Below are 19,822 nucleotides of genomic sequence, written 5' to 3'. Positions count from 1 at the left end.
TTAGGTCGACCTCACTAGCCGAGGGCTTCGGTGCGGGGGAAGATGGGGAATGCCGCACTCCGGCACGACCCCGCCGCCGACGAAGGAGACAGACGTGTCCACGGTTGACAGCTTCGGTGCGAAGAGCACCCTGACGGTCGGCAGCACCGACTACGAGATCTTCCGCATCGACACGGTCGCCGGGTACGAGAAGCTCCCGTTCAGCCTGAAGGTGCTCCTCGAGAACCTGCTGCGCACCGAGGATGGCGCGAACGTCACCAAGGAGCAGATCCAGGCGCTCGGCTCGTGGAACCCCGACGCCGAGCCCGACACCGAGATCCAGTTCACGCCGGCCCGCGTCGTGATGCAGGACTTCACCGGCGTGCCGTGCATCGTCGACCTCGCGACCATGCGCGAGGCGGTCACCGGTCTCGGCGGCGACCCCTCCAAGATCAACCCGCTCTCGCCGGCTGAGCTGGTCATCGACCACTCCGTCATCGCAGACCTGTTCGGTCGCGAAGACGCCCTCGAGCGCAACGTCGAGATCGAGTACGAGCGCAACGGCGAGCGGTACCAGTTCCTCCGCTGGGGCCAGACGGCGTTCGACGACTTCAAGGTCGTCCCGCCGGGCACCGGCATCGTTCACCAGGTGAACATCGAGCACCTCGCCAAGGTCATCTACGACCGCCAGGTCGGCGGCGCGCTCCGCGCCTACCCCGACACCTGCGTCGGCACCGACTCGCACACCACCATGGTCAACGGCCTGGGCGTGCTCGGCTGGGGCGTCGGCGGCATCGAGGCAGAGGCCGCGATGCTCGGCCAGCCCGTATCGATGCTCATCCCGCGCGTCGTCGGCTTCAAGCTCGTCGGCCAGATCCCGGCCGGCGTCACCGCGACCGACGTCGTGCTCACGATCACCGACATGCTGCGCAAGCACGGCGTCGTCGGCAAGTTCGTCGAGTTCTACGGCGAGGGCGTCGCCTCGGTGCCGCTCGCCAACCGTGCCACCATCGGCAACATGAGCCCCGAGTTCGGCTCGACCGCCGCGATGTTCCCGATCGACGACGTGACGCTCGACTACCTGCGCCTCACCGGTCGCGACGAGCACGCCGTCGAGCTCGTCGAGGCGTACGCGAAGGAGCAGTCGCTCTGGCACGACCCGGCCCGCGAGCTCGCCTTCAGCGAGTACCTGGAGCTCGACCTCTCGACGGTCGTCCCCTCGATCGCCGGCCCGAAGCGCCCGCAGGACCGCATCCTGCTGTCCGACGCGAAGTCGCAGTTTGAGAAGGACATCGTGAACTACGCGACGGCCTCCACGAGCGACGACATCGTCGACCTCGAGTCGAAGCACTCCTTCCCGGCATCCGACCCCGGCGCCGTCCCCGGCGACGAGGAGCCCACCACGCGGCCGGTGCACATCAACAGCGGCGCTCCCGCGACGGCGTCCAAGCCGGTCAAGGTGACGACCCCCGACGGCGAGGCCTACATCCTCGACAACGGCGCGGTCACCCTCGCGGCGATCACGTCGTGCACCAACACGTCGAACCCCTCGGTCATGCTCGCGGCGGGCCTGCTGGCGAAGAAGGCGCTCGACAAGGGCCTCACGCGCAAGCCCTGGGTCAAGACCACGCTGGGACCGGGCTCGAAGGTCGTCACGGACTACTACGAGAAGTCGGGCCTCGACAAGGCGCTCGAGGGTCTCGGCTTCTTCACGGTCGGCTACGGCTGCACGATCTGCATCGGCAACTCGGGACCGCTCATCGAAGAGGTCTCGGCCGCCGTCAACGACCACGACCTCGCTGTGACGGCGGTGCTCTCGGGCAACCGCAACTTCGAGGGACGCATCAGCCCCGACGTGAAGATGAACTACCTCGCCTCGCCGCCGCTCGTGGTCGCGTACGCGCTGGCCGGCTCGATGCACTTCGACTTCGAGACCGACCCGCTCGGCAAGGACTCCGACGGCAACGACGTCTTCCTGAAGGACATCTGGCCCACGCCGGAAGAGGTCCAGGCCACGATCGACTCGTCGATCTCGCGCGAGCAGTTCATCAAGCAGTACGCGACCGTCTTCGACGGCGACGAGCGCTGGAAGAGCCTGCCCACGCCCGACGCGGCCCAGTTCGAGTGGGACCAGAAGTCCACTTACGTCCGCAAGGCGCCGTACTTCGACGGCATGACGATGGACCTCACCCCGGTCGCCGACATCACCGGCGCGCGGGTCATGGCCACGCTCGGCGATTCGGTCACGACCGATCACATCTCGCCGGCCGGCAACATCAAGGCGGGCACCCCCGCCGCGCAGTACCTCACCGAGCACGGCGTCGCGCAGAAGGACTTCAACTCCTTCGGCTCGCGCCGCGGCAACCACGAGGTGATGATCCGCGGCACGTTCGCGAACATCCGCCTCAAGAACGAGCTCGTCGCCGCGGTCAACGACGGCCAGATCGTCGAGGGCGGCTTCACGCGCGACTTCACGCAGGAGGGCGGCCCGCAGTCGTTCATCTACGACGCGTCGATGAACTACCAGGAGCAGGGCGTTCCGCTCGTCGTGTTCGGCGGCAAGGAGTACGGCTCGGGCTCGTCGCGCGACTGGGCGGCGAAGGGCACCAACCTGCTGGGCGTCAAGGCGGTCATCACCGAGAGCTTCGAGCGCATCCACCGCTCGAACCTCATCGGCATGGGCGTCGTGCCGCTGCAGTTCCCCGCCGGCGAGAGCTGGAAGTCGCTGGGCCTGGACGGCACCGAGATCGTCTCGATCACGGGCCTCGAGCAGCTCAACGAGGGCGTGACGCCGAAGACCGTCAAGGTCACGGCCGAGCCCAGCGAGTTCTCGCCCGAGGGCAAGCAGACCGTGGAGTTCGACGCGGTCGTCCGCATCGACACGCCCGGTGAGGCCGACTACTACCGCAACGGCGGCATCCTGCAGTACGTGCTGCGTTCGCTGGTCTGACAGCTGATTCACGGGGGACCGGATGCCGCGGCATCCGGTCCCTCCCTGTACGCCCCGGGTAGACTTGCAAAGCCCTTCCGGGGCCGGAAAGGAGCCGGGATGTCGCTGCTGTCGTCCATCACCGGACCCCGCGACCTCGACGCACTGAGCCTCGATCAGCTCGAGCAGCTCGCGGACGAGGTCCGCGGCTTCCTCGTCGAGAACGTCGCACGCACGGGCGGCCATCTCGGCCCGAACCTCGGTGTCGTCGAGCTGACGATCGCGCTGCACCGCGTGTTCGACTCGCCGGACGATCCGATGATCTTCGACACGGGTCACCAGTCGTACGTGCACAAGCTGCTCACCGGACGCCAGGACTTCACGAAGCTCCGCGCACGCGAGGGCCTCGCGGGCTACCCGCAGCGCTCCGAGAGCCCGCACGACGTGGTCGAGTCCTCCCACGCCTCGAGCTCACTGAGCTGGGCGGACGGCGTGTCGCGCGCCCTGACCCGCACCGGGCGCAAGGACCGGCACGTGATCGCCGTCGTCGGCGACGGCGCGCTCACCGGCGGCATGACGTGGGAGGCGCTCAACAACATCTCCGACGACAACGACCGCAACCTCGTCATCGTCGTGAACGACAACGGGCGCTCGTACGCTCCCACCATCGGCGGCATGGCGCGCTACCTCAACCGCGTGCGCACAGCGGATGCGTATCGCAACCTGCACCGCGGCTCCGACACGGTCTTCCGCAAGCTCGGCCCGGCCGCCCGCGCCGTGTACCGCGGCGTCCGCGGCGGCACGCACGGCTTTCTGTCGCGGTTCACGAACAACGCGGCCCTCTACTCGAACCTCGACATCAAGTACCTCGGCCCCGTCGACGGCCACGACCTGCCGACCCTCATCGAGACGCTCGAGCTCGCGAAGGAGTACGGCGCGCCCGTCATCGTCCACGCGATCACCGAGAAGGGACGCGGCTACGCACCGGCGCTCGAGGATGAGGCCGACCAGTTCCACGCGGTGGGCAAGATCGACCCGATCACGGGGGCGTCCCTGGGCGCCGGTGGCGGACCCGCGTGGACCGATGTCTTCGCCGATGAGCTCGTGCACGTGGGGGACCAGCGCGACGACGTCATCGCCATGACCGCGGCCATGCTGCGTCCGACGGGCCTCCTGCCGTTCGCGCAGCGCTTCCCGGATCGCGTCTACGACGTCGGCATCGCCGAGCAGCACGCCGTCGCCTCGGCGGCGGGCCTCGCGTTCGGCGGTCTGCACCCGGTCGTCGCGATCTACGCGACGTTCATGAACCGCGCGTTCGACCAGGTGCTGATGGATGTCGCGCTCCACCGCGCGGGCGTCACCTTCGTGCTCGACCGTGCGGGCGTGACCGGCCCCGACGGCCCGAGCCACCACGGCATCTGGGACCTCGCCATGCTGCAGATCGTGCCGCATATCCGCATCGCCGTGCCGCGCGACGAGGTGCGCCTGCGCGAGGAGCTGCAGGAGGCGGTGGCCGTCGACGACGCGCCCACCGTGATCCGGTTCCCCAAGGGCGGTGTGAGCCCCGAGCTCCCCGCCGTCGAGCGTCTCGACGACGGCGTGGACGTGCTGGTGCGCTCCGACGCGCAGGACGTGCTCCTCGTCGGCATCGGGCCCATGGCGCACATCGCGGTCGACGTCGCCGAGCGCCTGCGCGCGCAGGGAATCGGCGCGACCGTCGTCGACCCCCGGTGGGTCGTTCCGGTGCAGCCGTCGATCGTGGAGCTCGCAGCATCCCATCGTCTCGTCATCACGATCGAGGACGGCATCCGTGTCGGCGGCATCGGCACCCGGGTGCGCCAGGTGCTGCGCGAGGCGGGCGTCGACACGGCGGTCGACGAGCTCGGCGTGCCCGACGAGTTCATCGATCACGCGACGCGCGAGCAGATCCTCGAGGACGCCGGGCTCACGCCCGCGAAGATCGCGCAGGACGTCGTGGCGCAGGTGCTCGGCACCCGCATCCCCGTCGCGCGTGGTGCTCAGACGTCCGAGATCCCGACGCTGCCGGATCTCGCCCGCAGCCGCGACAAGCGCACCTAGAGCGTGTCTGACGATTTCGTTCGTCGGTAAGGCGTCGACCATGATGCGGGCCGGCTCGCTGTTTTGAGCCGGCTGGCTATCGTCTTGCGGTCGGTGAAACGCGGTTCTCCACAGGGCTGGGCCGTTGGTTGGCTTCCGCCTGGGTTGCATGCGAGCATTCGCATGTGAACCGCACCGTGAGGCTCGTCGTGGGAATATCCGCGATTGCGATCACACTGTCGCTAACGGGGTGTGCCGTGGCCACGGATCAAGCGGCGCCAGAACGCTCCGCGGGGGCCGCGTCGGCTGCCCCGACCTCAGCGCCGACAGCCTCCAACGCGCCCGAGTCGCCGACTGCGACGCCTAAACCCACGCACCCCGTGGACCCGCGTGATACGGCATACGAAGCGGAAGTCGCAGCTTGGGCTGACGCGATTCCTCCGGGCTTTGCGTGGCCGGCGTCGATCACCGGCCTCCCCGCTGGCCGGTATTTCGGGAACGGTGACTGGTCGCGCTATACGACCGCAGCCGGGATCTACCACTGCATGTTGGTCTACGCAGCCTGGGACGCCTACTTCGTCGACAACGACGCCCCCGCGTCGAAGGAATACGGAGCCCGCGCCGACGCGACGATGCCCGAACAGCCCGATCCGAGGTTGGTGATGCGAGACGACGGCACCGTCCGCGACCAGGAGCTCGCGAGTGAAAGCGGCATCTGCAACGGCTTCGTCGGAGATCTGCGAATCTGAGTGACAGCTCCGTGGAGGACGTGCGCGATGGCAGGGAGAGTCTGTTGACGGCAGGACACGACGCATCGTCAGACACGCTCTAGTGCCAAGCAGAGCATGGCAGGCGCACCGTCCGGGCCCGGCCGGAGGGGACCGCGACGGCGTGAAAGCATGGGGGTATGACCTCCGCGAACCTCACCCGTGACGAGACCGCGGCCCGATCGGGCGACATCCGTCTGGACACCGTCGAGGTCGACCTCGACGTGCGTGATGCGCAGGATCTGGCGACGCAGACGTTCCCGACGAGCGCCACGCTGACCTTCACCGCCACCGCGGACGCGACGTGGCTCGACTTCCTCGGCGAGTCCGTCGACAGCGTGACGGTCAACGGACAGCCGCGCGACGTGCAGTGGGACGGCGCCCGCATCCGCATCGACGGCCTCGCTGCGCACAATGTCGTGACCGTACGGGCTCGTGGCCGCTACAGCACATCGGGCGAAGGGCTGCACCGCTTTCGCGACCCCGTCGACGGCGAGGTCTACCTGTACACGCAGTACGAGCCCGCCGACGCACGCCGCGTGTACCCCGTCTTCGAGCAGCCCGACATGAAGGCGCGCTGGCGGTTCACGGTGACGGCGCCGGCCGGGTGGCGGATCCTGTCCAACGGCGCGGAGACCTCGCGCGAAGACGACGTCGCCGGCGGTGTGCGCGTCGCGTTCGCCGAGACGCTGCCGCTGTCGAGCTACATCACGGCCGTCGCCGCGGGGCCGTATCACCGGGTCGACGGCGAGTGGCGCAGCGACGACCGCGTCGTGCCGCTCGGCGTGCTCTGCCGTGCGTCACTGGCGCCCCACCTCGACGCCGACGAGATCCTGGAGATCACGCGGCGCGGCCTGGAGTTCTTCGAGCACGCGTTCGGCTACCGCTACCCGTGGGGGAAGTACGACCAGATCTTCGTGCCCGAGTACAACCTCGGCGCCATGGAGAACCCGGGCCTCGTGACGTTCACGGAGGTCTACGTCTTCCGCGGCGCATCGACCGCGGCGCAGCACGAGGGCCGCGCGAACACGATCCTGCACGAGATGGCCCACATGTGGTTCGGCGACCTGGTCACCATGCGGTGGTGGGACGACCTGTGGCTCAAAGAGTCGTTCGCGGACTTCATGGGCGCACACGCCGCCGTGGCCGCCGGCGGCTTTCCGGACGCCTGGGTGACCTTCGCCAGCCGACGCAAGGGCTGGGCGTACGTGCAGGACCAGCTGCCGACGACGCATCCGATCGTCGCCGACATCACCGACCTCGAGGCGGCCAAGCTCAATTTCGACGGCATCACGTACGCCAAGGGCGCGTCGGTGCTCAAGCAGCTCGTGGCTTTCGTGGGGGAGGACGCCTTCTTCCGCGGCGCTCAGCGCTACTTCGCGGACCACGCCTTCGGCAACACCACGCTGCCGGACCTGCTGACCGCACTCGAGGCGGAGTCCGGGCGCGACCTGACGACGTGGAGCCGGGCATGGCTGCAGACCAGCGGCGTGTCGGAGATCACGGTCGAACGGGACGAAGCCGGGGTCCCGGTGCTGACGCAGACCGACCCGCGGCCGCACCGGCTGACCTGCGGATTCTTCGCCGTCACCGACGGGCGACTCGTGCGGCAGGGCGCGGTGCAGGTCGACGCCGTCGGCGCTCGCACGCCGCTGCAGGATGCCCGGGCGGCGGACATCGAACTCGTGCTCGCCAACGTCGACGACTCCACCTATGCGAAGGTGCGCCTCGACGCACGGTCGACCGACGCGGTCGCCGCCCGCCTGTCGTCGATCGACGACCCTGTCGCGCGTGCCGTCGTCTGGGCGGCGCTGTGGAACTCCGCACGAGACGGCGACCTGCCGGTCGCACGATTCGTCGAGATCGTCGGCGAACACGCGACCCGCGAGACGAACATCGCACTGACCACGGACGCGATCACCCACGCCGCCGTCGCGATCGGAAGGTACGCGGCGACCGACGCGCGCACGCCGCTCGCCGATGCCTGGCTCGACACGTGCTGGGCCGCGCTCTGGGCCGCCGACCCCGGCTCGGACGCCCAGCTGGCCTGGGCCCGCGCTCTCGGCGCCGCCGCGGCGCGATCCGCGAACCGCGCGGCGGAGATCAGGAGCATGCTCGCGGGCACCGCCGCGGCACCTGCGGGGCTGGCCCTCGACCCCGACCTGCGGTGGGCGTGGCTCGTCGCGCTGGCGGCCACGGGGCACGCGACGGCGGAGGATGCCGACGCCGAGCTCGAGGCCGACCCGTCGGCGCAGGGGCACGTCGCGCACCGGAGCGTGCTGACGGCCCGTCCGGACGCCGACGTGCGTGCGGCGGCCTGGTACGCGGCCTGGGACGACGAGACCTTGACCAACGACCACCTCGCGGCGACGATCGCCGGAGTGCGCGCGGGCGACCGCCGCGACCTCATCGCCGACTTCGACGACGAGTACTTCGCCCGGATCCGTCCGACGTGGGCCGCGCGCAGCATCGAGATCGCACGCCGACTCGTGGTGGGGCTGTTCCCCGACTCGGAGTCGCTCGACGGGGTCGATGCGTGGCTGACGCAGAATCAGGATGCCCCTGCTGCACTCCGCCGGCTGGTGATCGAGCAGCGCGACGGACTCGCCCGGGATCTGCGTGTGCGCGCCGCCCAGCCGGCGGCTCCCTGAGCATCGGAACGCTCGCACGACGCAGCGACCCCGGGCACATGCCCGGGGTCGCCTCGTCGGTCGACGTCAGCCCGCGATGCCCGTGATCATCGGGTGGTGGAAGGTGTCGCCGAAGGAACGCTCCGAAGCGCCCTCGCGGTCGAGGTACGGCGACGCGCCGCCGTCGATGAACGGCCAGCCCGCGCCGAGGATGAGGCAGAGGTCGATGTCCTCGACCTCGGGCACCACGCCCTCGTCGAGCATGAGCTTGATCTCCTGCGCGAGGCCGTCCTGCACGCGGCGCAGGATCTCGCCGGCGGAGGCCGGCGACGACCCCACGGCGGGCTTGAGCACCTTCTCCGCGGCCTTGGTCCAGCCGGTCACGCGGCCGCCCTTGTCCTTCTCGACGACCTCCGGGAGTTCCGCGAGGGCGTGGAAGTTCTCGTTGGCGTAGAAGCGCTCGGGGAACGCGTGCACCATCGTGTCCTGCACGTGCGCGGCCACCTTCCAGCCCACCAGGTCGATGAGCTGGAACGGCCCCATCGGCAGGCCGAGGGGCGCGAACGCCTTCTCGACGTCGGCGACCGGGGTGCCCTCGTAGACCGCACGCGCGGCCTCGCCCATGACCTTCGCCAGCAGGCGGTTCACGACGAAGCCGGGCGCGTCGGCGGTGAGGACCGCGTTCTTGCCGAGGTTCTTCGCGACGACGAACGCGGTCGACAGCGCGGCCTCCGACGTGTTCGGCGTCTTCACGATCTCGATGAGCGGCATGACCGCGACCGGGTTGAAGAAGTGGAAGCCGACGAGACGCTCGGGGTGGGCGAGCTTCGCGCCGATCTCCTCGACGGACAGCGACGAGGTGTTGGTCGCGAGGATCGCATCCTCGGCGATGATCTGCTCGATCTCGCCGAACACCTGCTGCTTGACGCCGACCTCCTCGAAGACGGCCTCGATGACGAAGTCGCAGTCCGCGTACAGGCTCTTGTCGGTCGTGCCGGTGACGAGGGCGCGCAGCTTGTTGGCCGAGTCGCCGTCGAGGCGGCCCTTCGCCTCGAGCTTGCCGATCTCGTCGTGGATGTAGGCCACGCCCTTGTCGACGCGCGCCTGGTCGAGGTCGGTGATGAGCACCGGCACCTGCAGTTTGCGCACGAAAAGCAGCGCGAACTGGCTCGCCATGAGGCCGGCGCCGATGATGCCGACCTTGGTGACCTTCTTCGCGAGCGCCTTGTCGGGGGCGCCGACCGGACGCTTGGCGCGCTTCTGCACCAGATCGAACGCATACATGGATGCTGCGAACTGATCGCCCGTGACGAGCTCGGCGAGAGCCTCGTCCTCACGTGCGAAGCCCTCGGCCTTCGAGCCGTTGCGCGCCTTGTCGAGGAGGTCGAGCGCCACGTACGGCGACTTCGGCACGGTGCCGATCTTCGACTCGAGCATGCCGCGCGCCATCTTGATCGCGACCGGCCACTTCACCGCCCGCTCGATCTTGCCCGGCTCGTTCTTGCGGTCGACCTTGATCTTCCCGCCGAGGACGCCGTCGGCCCAGGCCAGCGAGTCCTCGAGGTAGTTCGCGGCCGGGAAGATCGCGTCGACGATGCCGTAGTCGAACGCCTGCTGGGGCTTCAGCATGCGGTTCTGCTTCAGCGGGTTCGAGATCACGACCTCGAGCGCGTTCTCGATGCCGATGAGGTTCGGCAGCAGGTACGCGCCACCCCAGCCGGGGATGATGCCGAGGAACACCTCGGGCAGAGCGATCGCGGCGGCCGAGGCATCCACCGTCCGATACGTGCTGTTGAGGGCGATCTCGAGTCCGCCGCCGAGCGCGAGCCCGTTGACGAACGCGAACGTGGGCACACCCAGTTCGGAGAGCTTTCCGAACACCTTGTGGCCGAGCTGCGCCACCAAGCGGGCGTTGTCCTTCGAGCCGACCTTGCTGATGTCGCTGAGGTCGGCGCCGGCCGCGAGGATGTACTGCTTGCCGGTGATGCCGACCGCCTGGATCTCGCCGGCGGCCGCGCGCGCCTTCAGTGCGTCGAGCGTCTCGCCGAGCTGGAACATCGTGGCCGGCCCGAGCGTGTTCGGGCGGGTGTGGTCGCGGCCGTTGTCGAGGGTGACGAGGGCCAGCACCTTGCCGGAGGCGAGGCGGATGTCGCGCACCCGCGAGTGCGTGATCACCTCGCCGTCGGTCACGGCGAGGATGGGGGAGAAGTCGATGTCGTCGTAGTTCGTCATTCTTCCGTTGCCTCAGCGCTTCTTCTTGCCGTCGAAGTAGGGGTTCTCCCAGATGACAGAGCCGCCCTGGCCGAGGCCCACGCACATCGCGGTGAGGCCGTAGCGGACGTCGGGTCGCTCGGCGAACTGGGCCGCGAGCTGGATCATGAGGCGCACGCCCGAAGCCGCGAGGGGGTGGCCGAGGGCGATCGCGCCGCCCCACTGGTTGACGCGGGGGTCGTCGTCGGCGATGCCGAAGTGGTCGAGCAGCGAGATGACCTGGATCGCGAACGCCTCGTTCAGCTCGAACAGGCCGATGTCGTCGATGGTCAGGCCGGCCTTGCGCAGCGCCTTCTCGGTCGACGGGATCGGGCCGATGCCCATGATCTCGGGCTGCACGCCGGCGAAGGCGAACGAGACGAGCTTCATCTTCGGCTTCAGCCCCAGCTCCTTGACGGCGCCGCCGCCGGCCAGCAGCGACATCGTCGCGCCGTCGGTGAGGGGCGAGGAGGTGCCCGCGGAGACCCGACCGTGCGGGCGGAAGGGCGTCTTCAGCCCGGCGAGGTCTTCCATCGTGGTCTGCGGGCGGCGGCCTTCGTCCTCGGTCGCCAGGCCCCACGAGCCGTCGGCGTCCTTGGTGGCGACCGACACCAGGTCCGGCTGGATCTTGCCGGCGTCGTACGCCGCCTGCGCCTTGTGCTGGCTGAGCATGCCGTAGCGGTCCGAGCGCTCCTTGGTGAGGTGCGGGAACCGGTCGAAGATGCGCTCGGCGGTGACGCCCATGTTGAGCGCACCCGGGTCGACCATCTTCTCGGCGACGAAGCGCGGGTTGGGGTCGGCGTTGCCGCCGATCGGGTGGTGGCCCATGTGCTCGACGCCGCCGGCGAGGGCGAGGTCGTACATGCCGACGCCGATGGACCCCGCCATCGTGGTGACGCTCGTCATCGCGCCCGCGCACATGCGGTCGATCGCGAAGCCCGGGACCGTCTGGGGGAGCCCGGCGAGGATCGCGACGCTGCGCCCGAGGGTCAGCCCCTGGTCACCGGTCTGGCTGGTCGCGGCGATGGCGACATCGTCGATGCGGTCCTTGGGAACGCCGGGGTTCCGCTCCATGAGCCCGATCGTCGCCTTGACGGCGAGGTCGTCCGCGCGGGTGTTCCAGTACATGCCTTTCTCGCCGGCGCGGCCGAACGGCGTGCGCATTCCATCGACGAAGAAGACGTCCGAAATCTCGGCCACTCTGCCTCCAAAAGTAGGGATGTCGCCAGCCTAGGAGGGCGCGTGAAGCGGTCGGAATCGGGTGGGGGAAACCTACGAAGCGGTTTCCGGCGCCTCCGACGCGGCTTGCACGGAATCCACAAAGGCATCGGCGATCACCTGTGAGGTCTGCGCAATCTGCCAGGGCCGCGCCCCCAACGCCGAGAGAGCTTCGCCGATGGATGCTGCGGTCAGCGGCTGCGGGGGAGTCCAGGCGACGCGGCGCAGCAGGTCGGGCGTGAGAAGGTTCTCGGTCGGCATGTGGAGCTCTTCGGCACGCTGCTCGACGACGGGACGCGCCGCCTTGAGACGGGCGTCGGCCTCGGGGTTGCGATCTGCCCAGGCCCGCGGCGGCGGCAGCGTGTCGCCGCCCGTCGCGCGCTCGAGCGGGAGCTGGGTCACGGCGCGCCCGGCCTCCATCGCCGCCCACCAGCGGTCGAGCTGCGAGCGGCTCGCGCGGCCGGTGAAGTCCTTCACCGCGGCGAGGGCGCTCTTCGTCTTGGGGTCCGCCAGAACGGCGGCCACGAGGGCGCGGTCGGGGACCAGCCGGCCGGGGGCGACGTCCTCTTCTCGCGCGTACTCCTCGCGCGCGGTCCACAGTTCGCGGGCGACGGCCAGCGCCTTGCGTCCGCGCACGGTGTGAAGGCCCGACAGCCGGCGCCACGGCTCTTCGCGAGGAGGCTTGGGCTCGCGTTCGAGGACCGCGCGGAACTCCTCCGCCGCGAACTCGGTCTTGCCCTGCTCGACGAGCTCGGCGACCAGCTTGTCGCGCACGTCGACGAGGTGCTCGACATCGAGCGCCGCGTACTCGAGCCACGACTGGGGGAGCGGGCGCGTCGACCAGTCGGATGCGGAGTGGGCCTTCGCGAGGGTGATGCCCAGCGTGTCCTCGACGACGGCGCCGAGGCCCACCCGCTCATGGCCGAGGAGCCGGGCGGCGAGTTCGGTGTCGAAGATCGAGGCGGGCTCGAGGCCGATCTCGCGCAGCGACGGCAGATCCTGGCTCGCGGCGTGCAGCACCCACTCCTCGGCGCCGATGGCGTCCTCGAGGGCCCGGAAGTCGCCGATCGGCGGTGGATCGAAGAGGAACACGCCCGCGCCGCGCCGGTACACCTGCACCAGGTATGCCCGCTGCGAGTAGCGGAATCCCGAGGCGCGCTCGACATCGACGGCGACGGGGCCGTCCCCGTCCGCCAGGCGCCGCGCGGCCTCTTCGACGCGCGCGGCCTCGTCGATCACGTCGTATTCAGCCACGCGGCGACCTGTGAGAACCGAGCATCGCGATCCCTTCCGAGCCGGGCGGGAGCCCGGCCAGCATGCAAACCAACTCCGCCCATGCTTCCACGTGCGGAGCGATCGCGCCTTCCGGAGACCACGATGCGCGCAGTTCGATCTGCGCGCCGTCGCCCTCCGCGGCCAGCGCACCGAACCCCTTGGAGAGGGTCTTCGTCGCTGTGCCGGAGGCCGAGTGGAAGGCAGCGCGCCGTGACTCGAGCGCGTCGGTGAGCCAGGTCCACGCGACGTCCGCGAGCAGCGGATCCACCCCGATCTCGGGTTCGAGCGGAGCCTGGGCGAAGCACACGATCCGCCACGGCCCGTTCCACGGCGCCGGCTCCTCCGGATCGTGCAGGAGCACGAGGCGTCCCGTGCCGTAGGGGGAGTCGGTGGCGTCCGGTTCGGGACGCACATCGCCGGCGATCGCGAACGCATTCGGCGCAAGACCCTGCGGCGCGGCGATCTCGCGCACCGTGAGGTCGTCGCGGAAGGAGATCGCGCGCACCGCCTCGGCGGCCTGCTCGAAAGAGCCCGATGCCGCCGGGGGACGCTGCTCAGTCACGCGGACAGACTAGGCTGATGCCTCGATGGTCGCCTCCAGGCGCGCCGCATGGGACGGCGCACGCAGTTACCCGGGAGGGCCGAAGGCTCTCGTTCGTCGCCGCGGGCGCAGGACGCCCGCCCTCGTCGCCGGGGTGAAGGCTGCGCTCACAGTGCTGAGCGTGGCGCTCGCCGCCGTGCTCGGCGCCCTCGCCGCGGGTTCCGTGGTGATGGCCCGCAAGGTCGTGACGCCGGCGCGCCGCCAGGCCGATACGCGCATCCTCGCGCTCGACACAGCCGCGCAGACGATCACGCTCTCTCGTACGCCCGACACCGAGCTTCCCGGTCGCTACGGCCTGTTCACGAGCGGCACGTCGGACTACATCAAGCTCGGATCGGTTCTCTCCGAGGATGCCTCCAGCGTCAAGCGCAAGCTCCTGACGCACATCCCGGCAGACGCGAGCCTCGCGCCGGAGGCAGCGTTCAGCGGCTGGTACTACGACCACCCCGAGCAGCTGCACCTGCCGTTCACCCCGGAGCTCATCGGCTCGACCGTCGGCCCCTGCCCCGCGTGGCAGTTCCCGGCCGGCGACGGCGAGACCTGGGTGATCCAGGTGCACGGGCGCGGCACGACGCGCGCGGAGTGCCTGCGGGCGGTGCCCGTGTTCCATGCCTTGGGCATCACGTCGCTCGTCGTCTCCTATCGCAACGACGGCGAGGCGCCCCGCAGCCGCAACGGCACGTACGCGCTGGGTGCCACGGAGTGGCGCGACGTCGACGCGGCGGTCGGGTTCGCGCGGCGACGCGGTGCGCGCCGGATCATCGTCATGGGCTGGTCGATGGGCGGGGCGATCGCCCTGCAGCTCGCGCTCAACTCGGCGCACGGCGACGTGATCGCCGGGCTCATCCTCGAGTCGCCCGTGGTCGACTGGCGGATCGTGCTGAACTACCAGGCGCGCGCAGAGCGCGTCCCCGGCGCTGTCAGCCGCCTCGCGATCGAGGCGCTCCAGGCCGAGTGGGCCTCACCGCTGACACGCACGGGCGCCGCCATCCGGCTCGATCAGCTCGATGTCGTCGCGCGGGCCGCGGAGCTGAAGCATCCCATCCTCATCCTCCACAGCGACGACGACGGCTTCGTGCCCTCCGACGCGTCGCACGACCTCGTCGCCGCCCGGCCGGATCTGGTCGAGATGCAGGTCTTCGAGGTCGCGCGCCACACGAAGCTGTGGAACTACGACCAGGAGCGCTGGAGCGCCAGCATCGGCACGTGGCTCGAGGCCCACGGGATCGCGGCGGACTGACGGTCTCGGGCCGGGGTCACGCGGTCGTCTTGGCGCGCACCTGACGCTGGGCGCGCAGCAGCATCCCGGTCATCCCCGCGATGCGCAGCGGCGACACCACACGGGTGAGTCCCAGCGTCTGCGGGAAGTCGCCGGGCACCGCCAGGGCTTCGGCGACGGTCAAGCCGGTGAGACCCTGCGCGAGGATGCTCGCGAACCCTCGCGTCGTCGGCGCCTCGGGCGGTGCGGTGGCGTGCATCGCGACGGTGCCGTCGGCATCGACATCGACGACGATGAACACCGGCGACTGGCATTCGGCCACCCGCTCGTACAGCTCGGGGTGCCCCTCGTACTCCTCGGGCACGGCGGGCAGCTCGTAGGAGTACTCCAGCAGCAGCTGCAGGCGGTCGGCTTCGGGCAGCTCGAGGAACTCGTCGCGGATCTCGGCGAGGCGTTCAGGCAGGACGGCTTCGGTCATCCCCGCCATTTTCCCATGGGACGGATGCCTCGGCTCAGCGCGCGGGCGCATCTCCCGGCTCCGCACCCGCCACGATCGGCACCCGCACGGCGCTGCCCCACTCGGTCCACGATCCGTCGTAGTTGCGGACGTCCTCGAAGCCGAGGAGGTGCTTCAGGACGAACCAGGTGTGGCTCGACCGCTCCCCGATACGGCAGTAGGCGACCACGGCGTCGCCGTCCTGGAGTCCCACCTCTTCGCGGTAGATCGCATCGAGCTCGGCGCGCGGCTTGAAGCCGCCGTCCTCCGCGACGGCGCGCGCCCACGGCACGCTCTGCGCCGACGGGATGTGCCCGCCGCGCAGGGCGCCCTCCTCGGGGTACGCCGGCGCGGACGTGCGGGATCCGTCGTACTCCTCGGGGGAGCGCACGTCGATGAGCGGGCCGTTGCCGAGGTGCGCGAGCACGTCGTCCTTGTATGCGCGCAGCGCGGAGTCGTCGCGCTCGACCACCGGGTACTCGGTCGACGCGGGGGCCGAGGCATCCGTCGTCAGCGGCCGGCCCTCGGCGATCCACTTGTCGCGTCCGCCGTCGAGGAGGCGCACGTCCTCGTGCCCGAACAGCGAGAACACCCACAGCGCGTACGCGGCCCACCAGTTGTTCTTGTCGCCGTAGATCACGACGGTGTCGTCGCGGGAGATGCCCTTGCGGCTCAGCAGCTCGGCGAAGCCCTCGCCGTCGACGTAGTCGCGCACGACGGGATCGTTGAGCTCGGTGTGCCAGTCCACCTTCACGGCGCCCGGGATGTGACCGGTCTCGTACAGCAGCACGTCCTCGTCGGACTCGACGACGACGAGCCCCGGCTCGCCGAGGTGCGCCTGGAGCCAGTCGCCGGTCACCAGCCGTCCCGGCTCGGAGTACTCGGCGAACTTCGCGGACGAGGTGTCGGTCTCGACGGTCATGGCATCTCCTGGTTCGGACGAGGGGCTCGGGCTGCTGTCATCCGGCGTCAAGCGCCCCCGGGCGCGCGCGGCTGACGGTTAGGGTTGAACCGTCGCCTCCGACCCTAGATTCCCGGTCGAGGCCGCACAGCCCCTCCGTAAGACTCCGACACAGGATCTGTATGACCGTCTCCGCCACCCGCACCGGCGTCGTCCACCTCGCGGAGCGCGCCCCGCAGCTCGCCGGCGCCGAGATGGTCGCAGCGCTCGTCCCGCCGCCCCAGTTCGCCGACGCGACGTTCGACACGTACCGCGCCGACCCCGCCTATCCGTCGCAGCAGGACGCGAAAGACCTGCTGCAGGCGTTCTCGGGCGCCGCAGCACCCGCCAAGGGCGGGCTGTTCCGTCGTGCGAAGCGTCCGGAGCTCAAGCCCGGCGTCTACCTCGACGGCGGCTTCGGCGTCGGCAAGACCCACCTGCTCGCGGCGGTCTACCACGCGATGCCCGCACGCCGGAAGTACTTCGGCTCGTTCATCGAGTACACCGCGCTCGTCGGCGCGCTCGGGTACAAGAACACCGTCGAGCTGTTCCGGGGCGCGGATCTGCTCTGCATCGACGAGTTCGAGCTCGACGACCCGGGCGACACCATGGTCATGACACGCCTGCTCGGCGAGCTCGTGACCTCGGGAACACGGCTGGCCGCGACATCCAACACTCCTCCCAACGCCCTCGGCGAGGGGCGCTTCGCCGCGCAGGACTTCCTCCGCGAGATCCACGCGATGGCGTCGAGCTTCCAGACGATCCGCATCGACGGCACCGACTTCCGCCACCGCGCGGTCGACGGGCACGCCGTCGTGCTCGATCCGCCGCAGTACGAGGCGGCGATCGCGGATGCTGCGGCCGCCGGTCTCGCGTCGGACGACACGTTCGACGCACTCGTCGCCCACCTCGCGCACGTGCACCCCTCCCGCTACATCCGCCTCATCGAGGGCCTCGCGGTCGTGGGCCTGCGGGACGTCGCCCCCTTCACGGACCAGTCCGCGGCGCTGCGCTTCGTCGCCTTCATCGACCGCGTGTACGACGCGCAGCTGCCGATCCGCGCGACGGGCACGTCGCTGGACCTCGTCTTCCCCGACGAGATGCTCGCCGGCGGGTACCGCAAGAAGTACCTGCGCGCCGTCTCGCGGCTGGTCGCCTCGACCCTCGCGTGACGCCGGGCCGGGCCCGCGCACGTCCGATTCGCGGCGCGCTCCCGCCGCTCGGAAACCTGATGTTTACATCCCAGGGGTGGACGTAACCATCGCGAAACACGGCACGCACGGCGGGTGAAACCGGCCGTCGCGAAACTGTGGTCAGCACAAGGCGGACACCCGTGACGCCTCGTGGACATGTCACTGACCCGATGCGAGGTATCACCCCATGGACGCACCCGGCAACATCGCCTGGGCGGTCACCGCAACCGCTCTAGTCCTTCTCATGACGCCCGGCGTGGCGTTCTTCTACGGCGGTCTCGTCAAGGCCAAGTCCGTCGTCAGCATGATGATGATGAGCTTCGGCGCTCTCGGCCTGGTCGGCGTGCTCTGGATCCTGTACGGCGCGAACATGAGCGTCGCCGACAGCACCTGGAGCTTCGCCGGCAACCCGTTCAGCGACTTCGGCCTGTCGGACCTCGCGAGCGGTGAGGGCTCGAACGTGGGCCTCCTCGGCACCGCCTACGGCGCCACGTTCGCGATCATCACCGTCGCGCTCATCTCGGGCGCCATCGCCGACCGCGCGAAGTTCGGCGCGTGGATGATCTTCGCGGGTCTGTTCGCGACGCTCGTCTACTTCCCGGTCGCGGCCTGGGTGTGGGGCGGCGGCTGGATCTACAACCTCGGCACGACCATGTTCGGCGAGGAGAGCGGCGTCGCCGTCATCGACTACGCCGGCGGTACGGCGGTGCACATCAACGCGGGTGCCGCGGCCCTCGCCCTCGCCCTGGTCCTCGGCAAGCGCATCGGCTTCCAGAAGGGCATCCTCAAGCCCCACAACGTGCCGCTGACGCTCCTCGGCGCCGCGCTGCTGTGGTTCGGCTGGTTCGGCTTCAACGGCGGCGCGGAGTGGCTGTCGGAGGACATGGGCGGCGTCGGCCTCATCACGATCAACACGCTGGGCGCCACCGCTGCGGCCGTCATCGGCTGGATCGTCGTCGAGCGGTTCAAGGACGGCAAGCCGACCTCGGTCGGTGCCGCCTCGGGTGCCGTCGCCGGTCTCGTCGCCATCACCCCCGCGTGTGCCAACCTGACGCCCGGCTGGGCACTGCTGCTGGGTGTGCTCGTCGGCGCGATCTGCGCCCTCGCGATCGAGCTCAAGTTCAAGCTCGGCTTCGACGACTCGCTCGACGTGGTCGGCATCCACCTGGTCGGCGGCCTGTTCGGAACGATCTACCTCGGCTTCTTCGCGACCGAGACCGGTCTGTTCCTCGGCGGCGGCCCCGACCAGCTGATCGTCCAGGTGATCGCCGCCGTCGGCGTCCTGCTCTACTCGTTCATCGTGGCCTTCGTCATCGGCTTCGTGATCGAGAAGACGATCGGCTTCCGCGTCAAGAACGAGGACGAGCTGGCCGGCGTCGACACCGTCGTGCACGGCGAGGAGGGCTACCTCCTGGACGAGCGCGTCTGATCCTGACGGATCCCCCCGGATCCGAGGGCGCCGTGGCACCGCCACGGCGCCCTCGCCGTGTCTGCGGGGTGTGTGGCTAAGGTGACGGTGTGACACAGCGAAGCGGGCTGCGAGGCATCCTGAGCGGCATCCTGCGGCCCCGTCGCACGGCGTCGCCGCCGGCGACCGCGCCGGCGCCCGCGAGCGGCCGCAGCGGCCCGACGGCGACCGTCGAGGTCGCGCCGCCCGGCAGGGGAGCGCTGCGGATCACGTACGCCCCGGATCACGACGGCGATCCCGACGCGGGCGAGATCATCTGGACCTGGGTGCCGTACGCCGAGAACGACGGGCGGGGCAAGGATCGTCCGCTCCTCGTGATCGCCCGCCAGAGCGCCGACCGCGTCTACGCGGTCCGCCTCACCAGCAAGCCGCACGACGGTGATCGGGACTTCCTCGCGCTGGGCACGGGGGACTGGGACGCCCAGGGCCGGCCGTCGTGGATCGACATCGAGCAGCTCTACAGCGTGCATCGAGACGGCATGCGGCGCGAGGCATCCGCTCTCGATCTCAACCGCTTCGCACGCGTCGCCGACGCCCTCCACCGCCGCTACGGCTGGGACGTCGGCTCCTGACGCGAGAAGGCCCGATCACTTTCGTGACCGGGCCTTCTGTGGTGGTGGGCGATACCAGACTCGAACTGATGACCTCTTCCGTGTGAAGGAAGCGCGCTACCAACTGCGCCAATCGCCCGTTCCCCGAGGGGGACGAGTAACAACCTTACCGGATGCGGGACGGTGCCTCGAACCACATCGGCGAGACACGCGCGGGGTGCACGCGGTTTTGCAGGACGCCCAGGATC

Annotated in this window: 14 protein-coding genes and 1 tRNA gene; 8 read left to right on the top strand and 7 right to left on the bottom strand. The window is 69.9% G+C overall.

Going from position 1 to position 19,822, the window contains the following annotated elements; translation table 11 throughout:
• The first annotated feature begins 94 nt into the window (after window positions 1–94).
• The 4 genes from ACFC1I_RS02660 (at window position 95) to pepN (ending at window position 8,384) form a co-directional block, all read left to right on the top strand.
• On the top strand, window positions 95–2,929 hold the full coding sequence (locus tag ACFC1I_RS02660) for an aconitate hydratase (protein WP_376006316.1): 2,835 nt from the start codon (window positions 95–97) through the stop codon (window positions 2,927–2,929).
• Window positions 2,930–3,028: 99 nt separating this feature from the next.
• The gene (gene dxs, locus ACFC1I_RS02655) at window positions 3,029–4,987 is read left to right on the top strand and encodes a 1-deoxy-D-xylulose-5-phosphate synthase (RefSeq protein ID WP_376006315.1); all 1,959 of its coding nucleotides are present in this window, start codon (window positions 3,029–3,031) and stop codon (window positions 4,985–4,987) included.
• Between the two features lie 359 nt (window positions 4,988–5,346).
• Window positions 5,347–5,715 carry a hypothetical protein gene (locus ACFC1I_RS02650; RefSeq protein WP_376006314.1) on the top strand — a complete coding sequence of 123 codons (369 nt, stop codon included), beginning with the start codon at window positions 5,347–5,349 and terminating at the stop codon, window positions 5,713–5,715.
• Window positions 5,716–5,873: 158 nt separating this feature from the next.
• Window positions 5,874–8,384 carry an aminopeptidase N gene (pepN, locus tag ACFC1I_RS02645; protein ID WP_376006313.1) on the top strand — a complete coding sequence of 837 codons (2,511 nt, stop codon included), beginning with the start codon at window positions 5,874–5,876 and terminating at the stop codon, window positions 8,382–8,384.
• Between the two features lie 66 nt (window positions 8,385–8,450).
• Here the strand turns inward: pepN and ACFC1I_RS02640 are convergent, their stop codons facing one another.
• The 4 genes from ACFC1I_RS02640 to ACFC1I_RS02625 form a co-directional block, all read right to left on the bottom strand.
• A complete protein-coding gene (locus ACFC1I_RS02640) occupies window positions 8,451–10,595 on the bottom strand; it encodes a 3-hydroxyacyl-CoA dehydrogenase NAD-binding domain-containing protein (protein ID WP_376006312.1) in 2,145 nt (714 codons plus the stop codon).
• A gap of 12 nt (window positions 10,596–10,607) precedes the next feature.
• Window positions 10,608–11,813: a thiolase family protein gene (locus tag ACFC1I_RS02635; RefSeq protein WP_376006311.1), complete on the bottom strand. Its 1,206-nt coding sequence runs from the start codon at window positions 11,811–11,813 to the stop codon at window positions 10,608–10,610.
• Window positions 11,814–11,885: 72 nt separating this feature from the next.
• Complete coding sequence (locus ACFC1I_RS02630) at window positions 11,886–13,085, bottom strand: ribonuclease D (RefSeq protein ID WP_376006310.1); 1,200 nt, start codon at window positions 13,083–13,085, stop codon at window positions 11,886–11,888.
• Window positions 13,078–13,668 (bottom strand): DUF3000 domain-containing protein, encoded by a 591-nt coding sequence (locus tag ACFC1I_RS02625; protein ID WP_376006309.1) that lies wholly within the window; start codon window positions 13,666–13,668, stop codon window positions 13,078–13,080. The genes ACFC1I_RS02630 and ACFC1I_RS02625 overlap by 8 nt, the downstream gene beginning before the upstream one ends.
• A 25-nt stretch (window positions 13,669–13,693) precedes the next feature.
• Here ACFC1I_RS02625 and ACFC1I_RS02620 point away from each other — a divergent pair, with 25 nt between their 5' ends.
• Window positions 13,694–14,947: an alpha/beta hydrolase family protein gene (locus ACFC1I_RS02620; protein WP_376006308.1), complete on the top strand. Its 1,254-nt coding sequence runs from the start codon at window positions 13,694–13,696 to the stop codon at window positions 14,945–14,947.
• 16 nt (window positions 14,948–14,963) lie between these two features.
• Here ACFC1I_RS02620 and ACFC1I_RS02615 read toward each other — a convergent pair whose 3' ends face one another.
• A complete protein-coding gene (locus tag ACFC1I_RS02615; RefSeq protein ID WP_376006307.1) occupies window positions 14,964–15,404 on the bottom strand; it encodes a SufE family protein in 441 nt (146 codons plus the stop codon).
• Window positions 15,405–15,438: 34 nt separating this feature from the next.
• Window positions 15,439–16,344: a sulfurtransferase gene (locus ACFC1I_RS02610; protein ID WP_376006306.1), complete on the bottom strand. Its 906-nt coding sequence runs from the start codon at window positions 16,342–16,344 to the stop codon at window positions 15,439–15,441.
• A 161-nt stretch (window positions 16,345–16,505) separates the two neighbouring features.
• Here ACFC1I_RS02610 and zapE point away from each other — a divergent pair, with 161 nt between their 5' ends.
• The 3 genes from zapE to ACFC1I_RS02595 all read left to right on the top strand — a co-directional run bounded on the left by zapE (window position 16,506) and on the right by ACFC1I_RS02595 (window position 19,595).
• Complete coding sequence (gene zapE / locus ACFC1I_RS02605) at window positions 16,506–17,534, top strand: cell division protein ZapE (RefSeq protein WP_376006305.1); 1,029 nt, start codon at window positions 16,506–16,508, stop codon at window positions 17,532–17,534.
• Between the two features lie 208 nt (window positions 17,535–17,742).
• Window positions 17,743–18,984 carry an ammonium transporter gene (locus ACFC1I_RS02600; protein WP_376006304.1) on the top strand — a complete coding sequence of 414 codons (1,242 nt, stop codon included), beginning with the start codon at window positions 17,743–17,745 and terminating at the stop codon, window positions 18,982–18,984.
• Window positions 18,985–19,073: 89 nt separating this feature from the next.
• Window positions 19,074–19,595, top strand: a complete 522-nt coding sequence (locus ACFC1I_RS02595; protein WP_376006303.1) for a type II toxin-antitoxin system PemK/MazF family toxin — start codon at window positions 19,074–19,076, stop codon at window positions 19,593–19,595.
• 42 nt (window positions 19,596–19,637) lie between these two features.
• On the opposite strand, the gene ACFC1I_RS02590 is transcribed toward ACFC1I_RS02595, so the two are convergent.
• A tRNA-Val gene (locus ACFC1I_RS02590) sits at window positions 19,638–19,713 on the bottom strand.
• Window positions 19,714–19,822: the final 109 nt, after the last annotated feature.

Origin of the sequence: Microbacterium sp. NPDC056044 (assembly GCF_042267145.1) — a bacterium.
In the GTDB taxonomy this organism is placed as follows: Bacteria; Actinomycetota; Actinomycetes; order Actinomycetales; family Microbacteriaceae; genus Microbacterium.
This window is presented reverse-complemented; position numbering and strand designations above follow the sequence as displayed.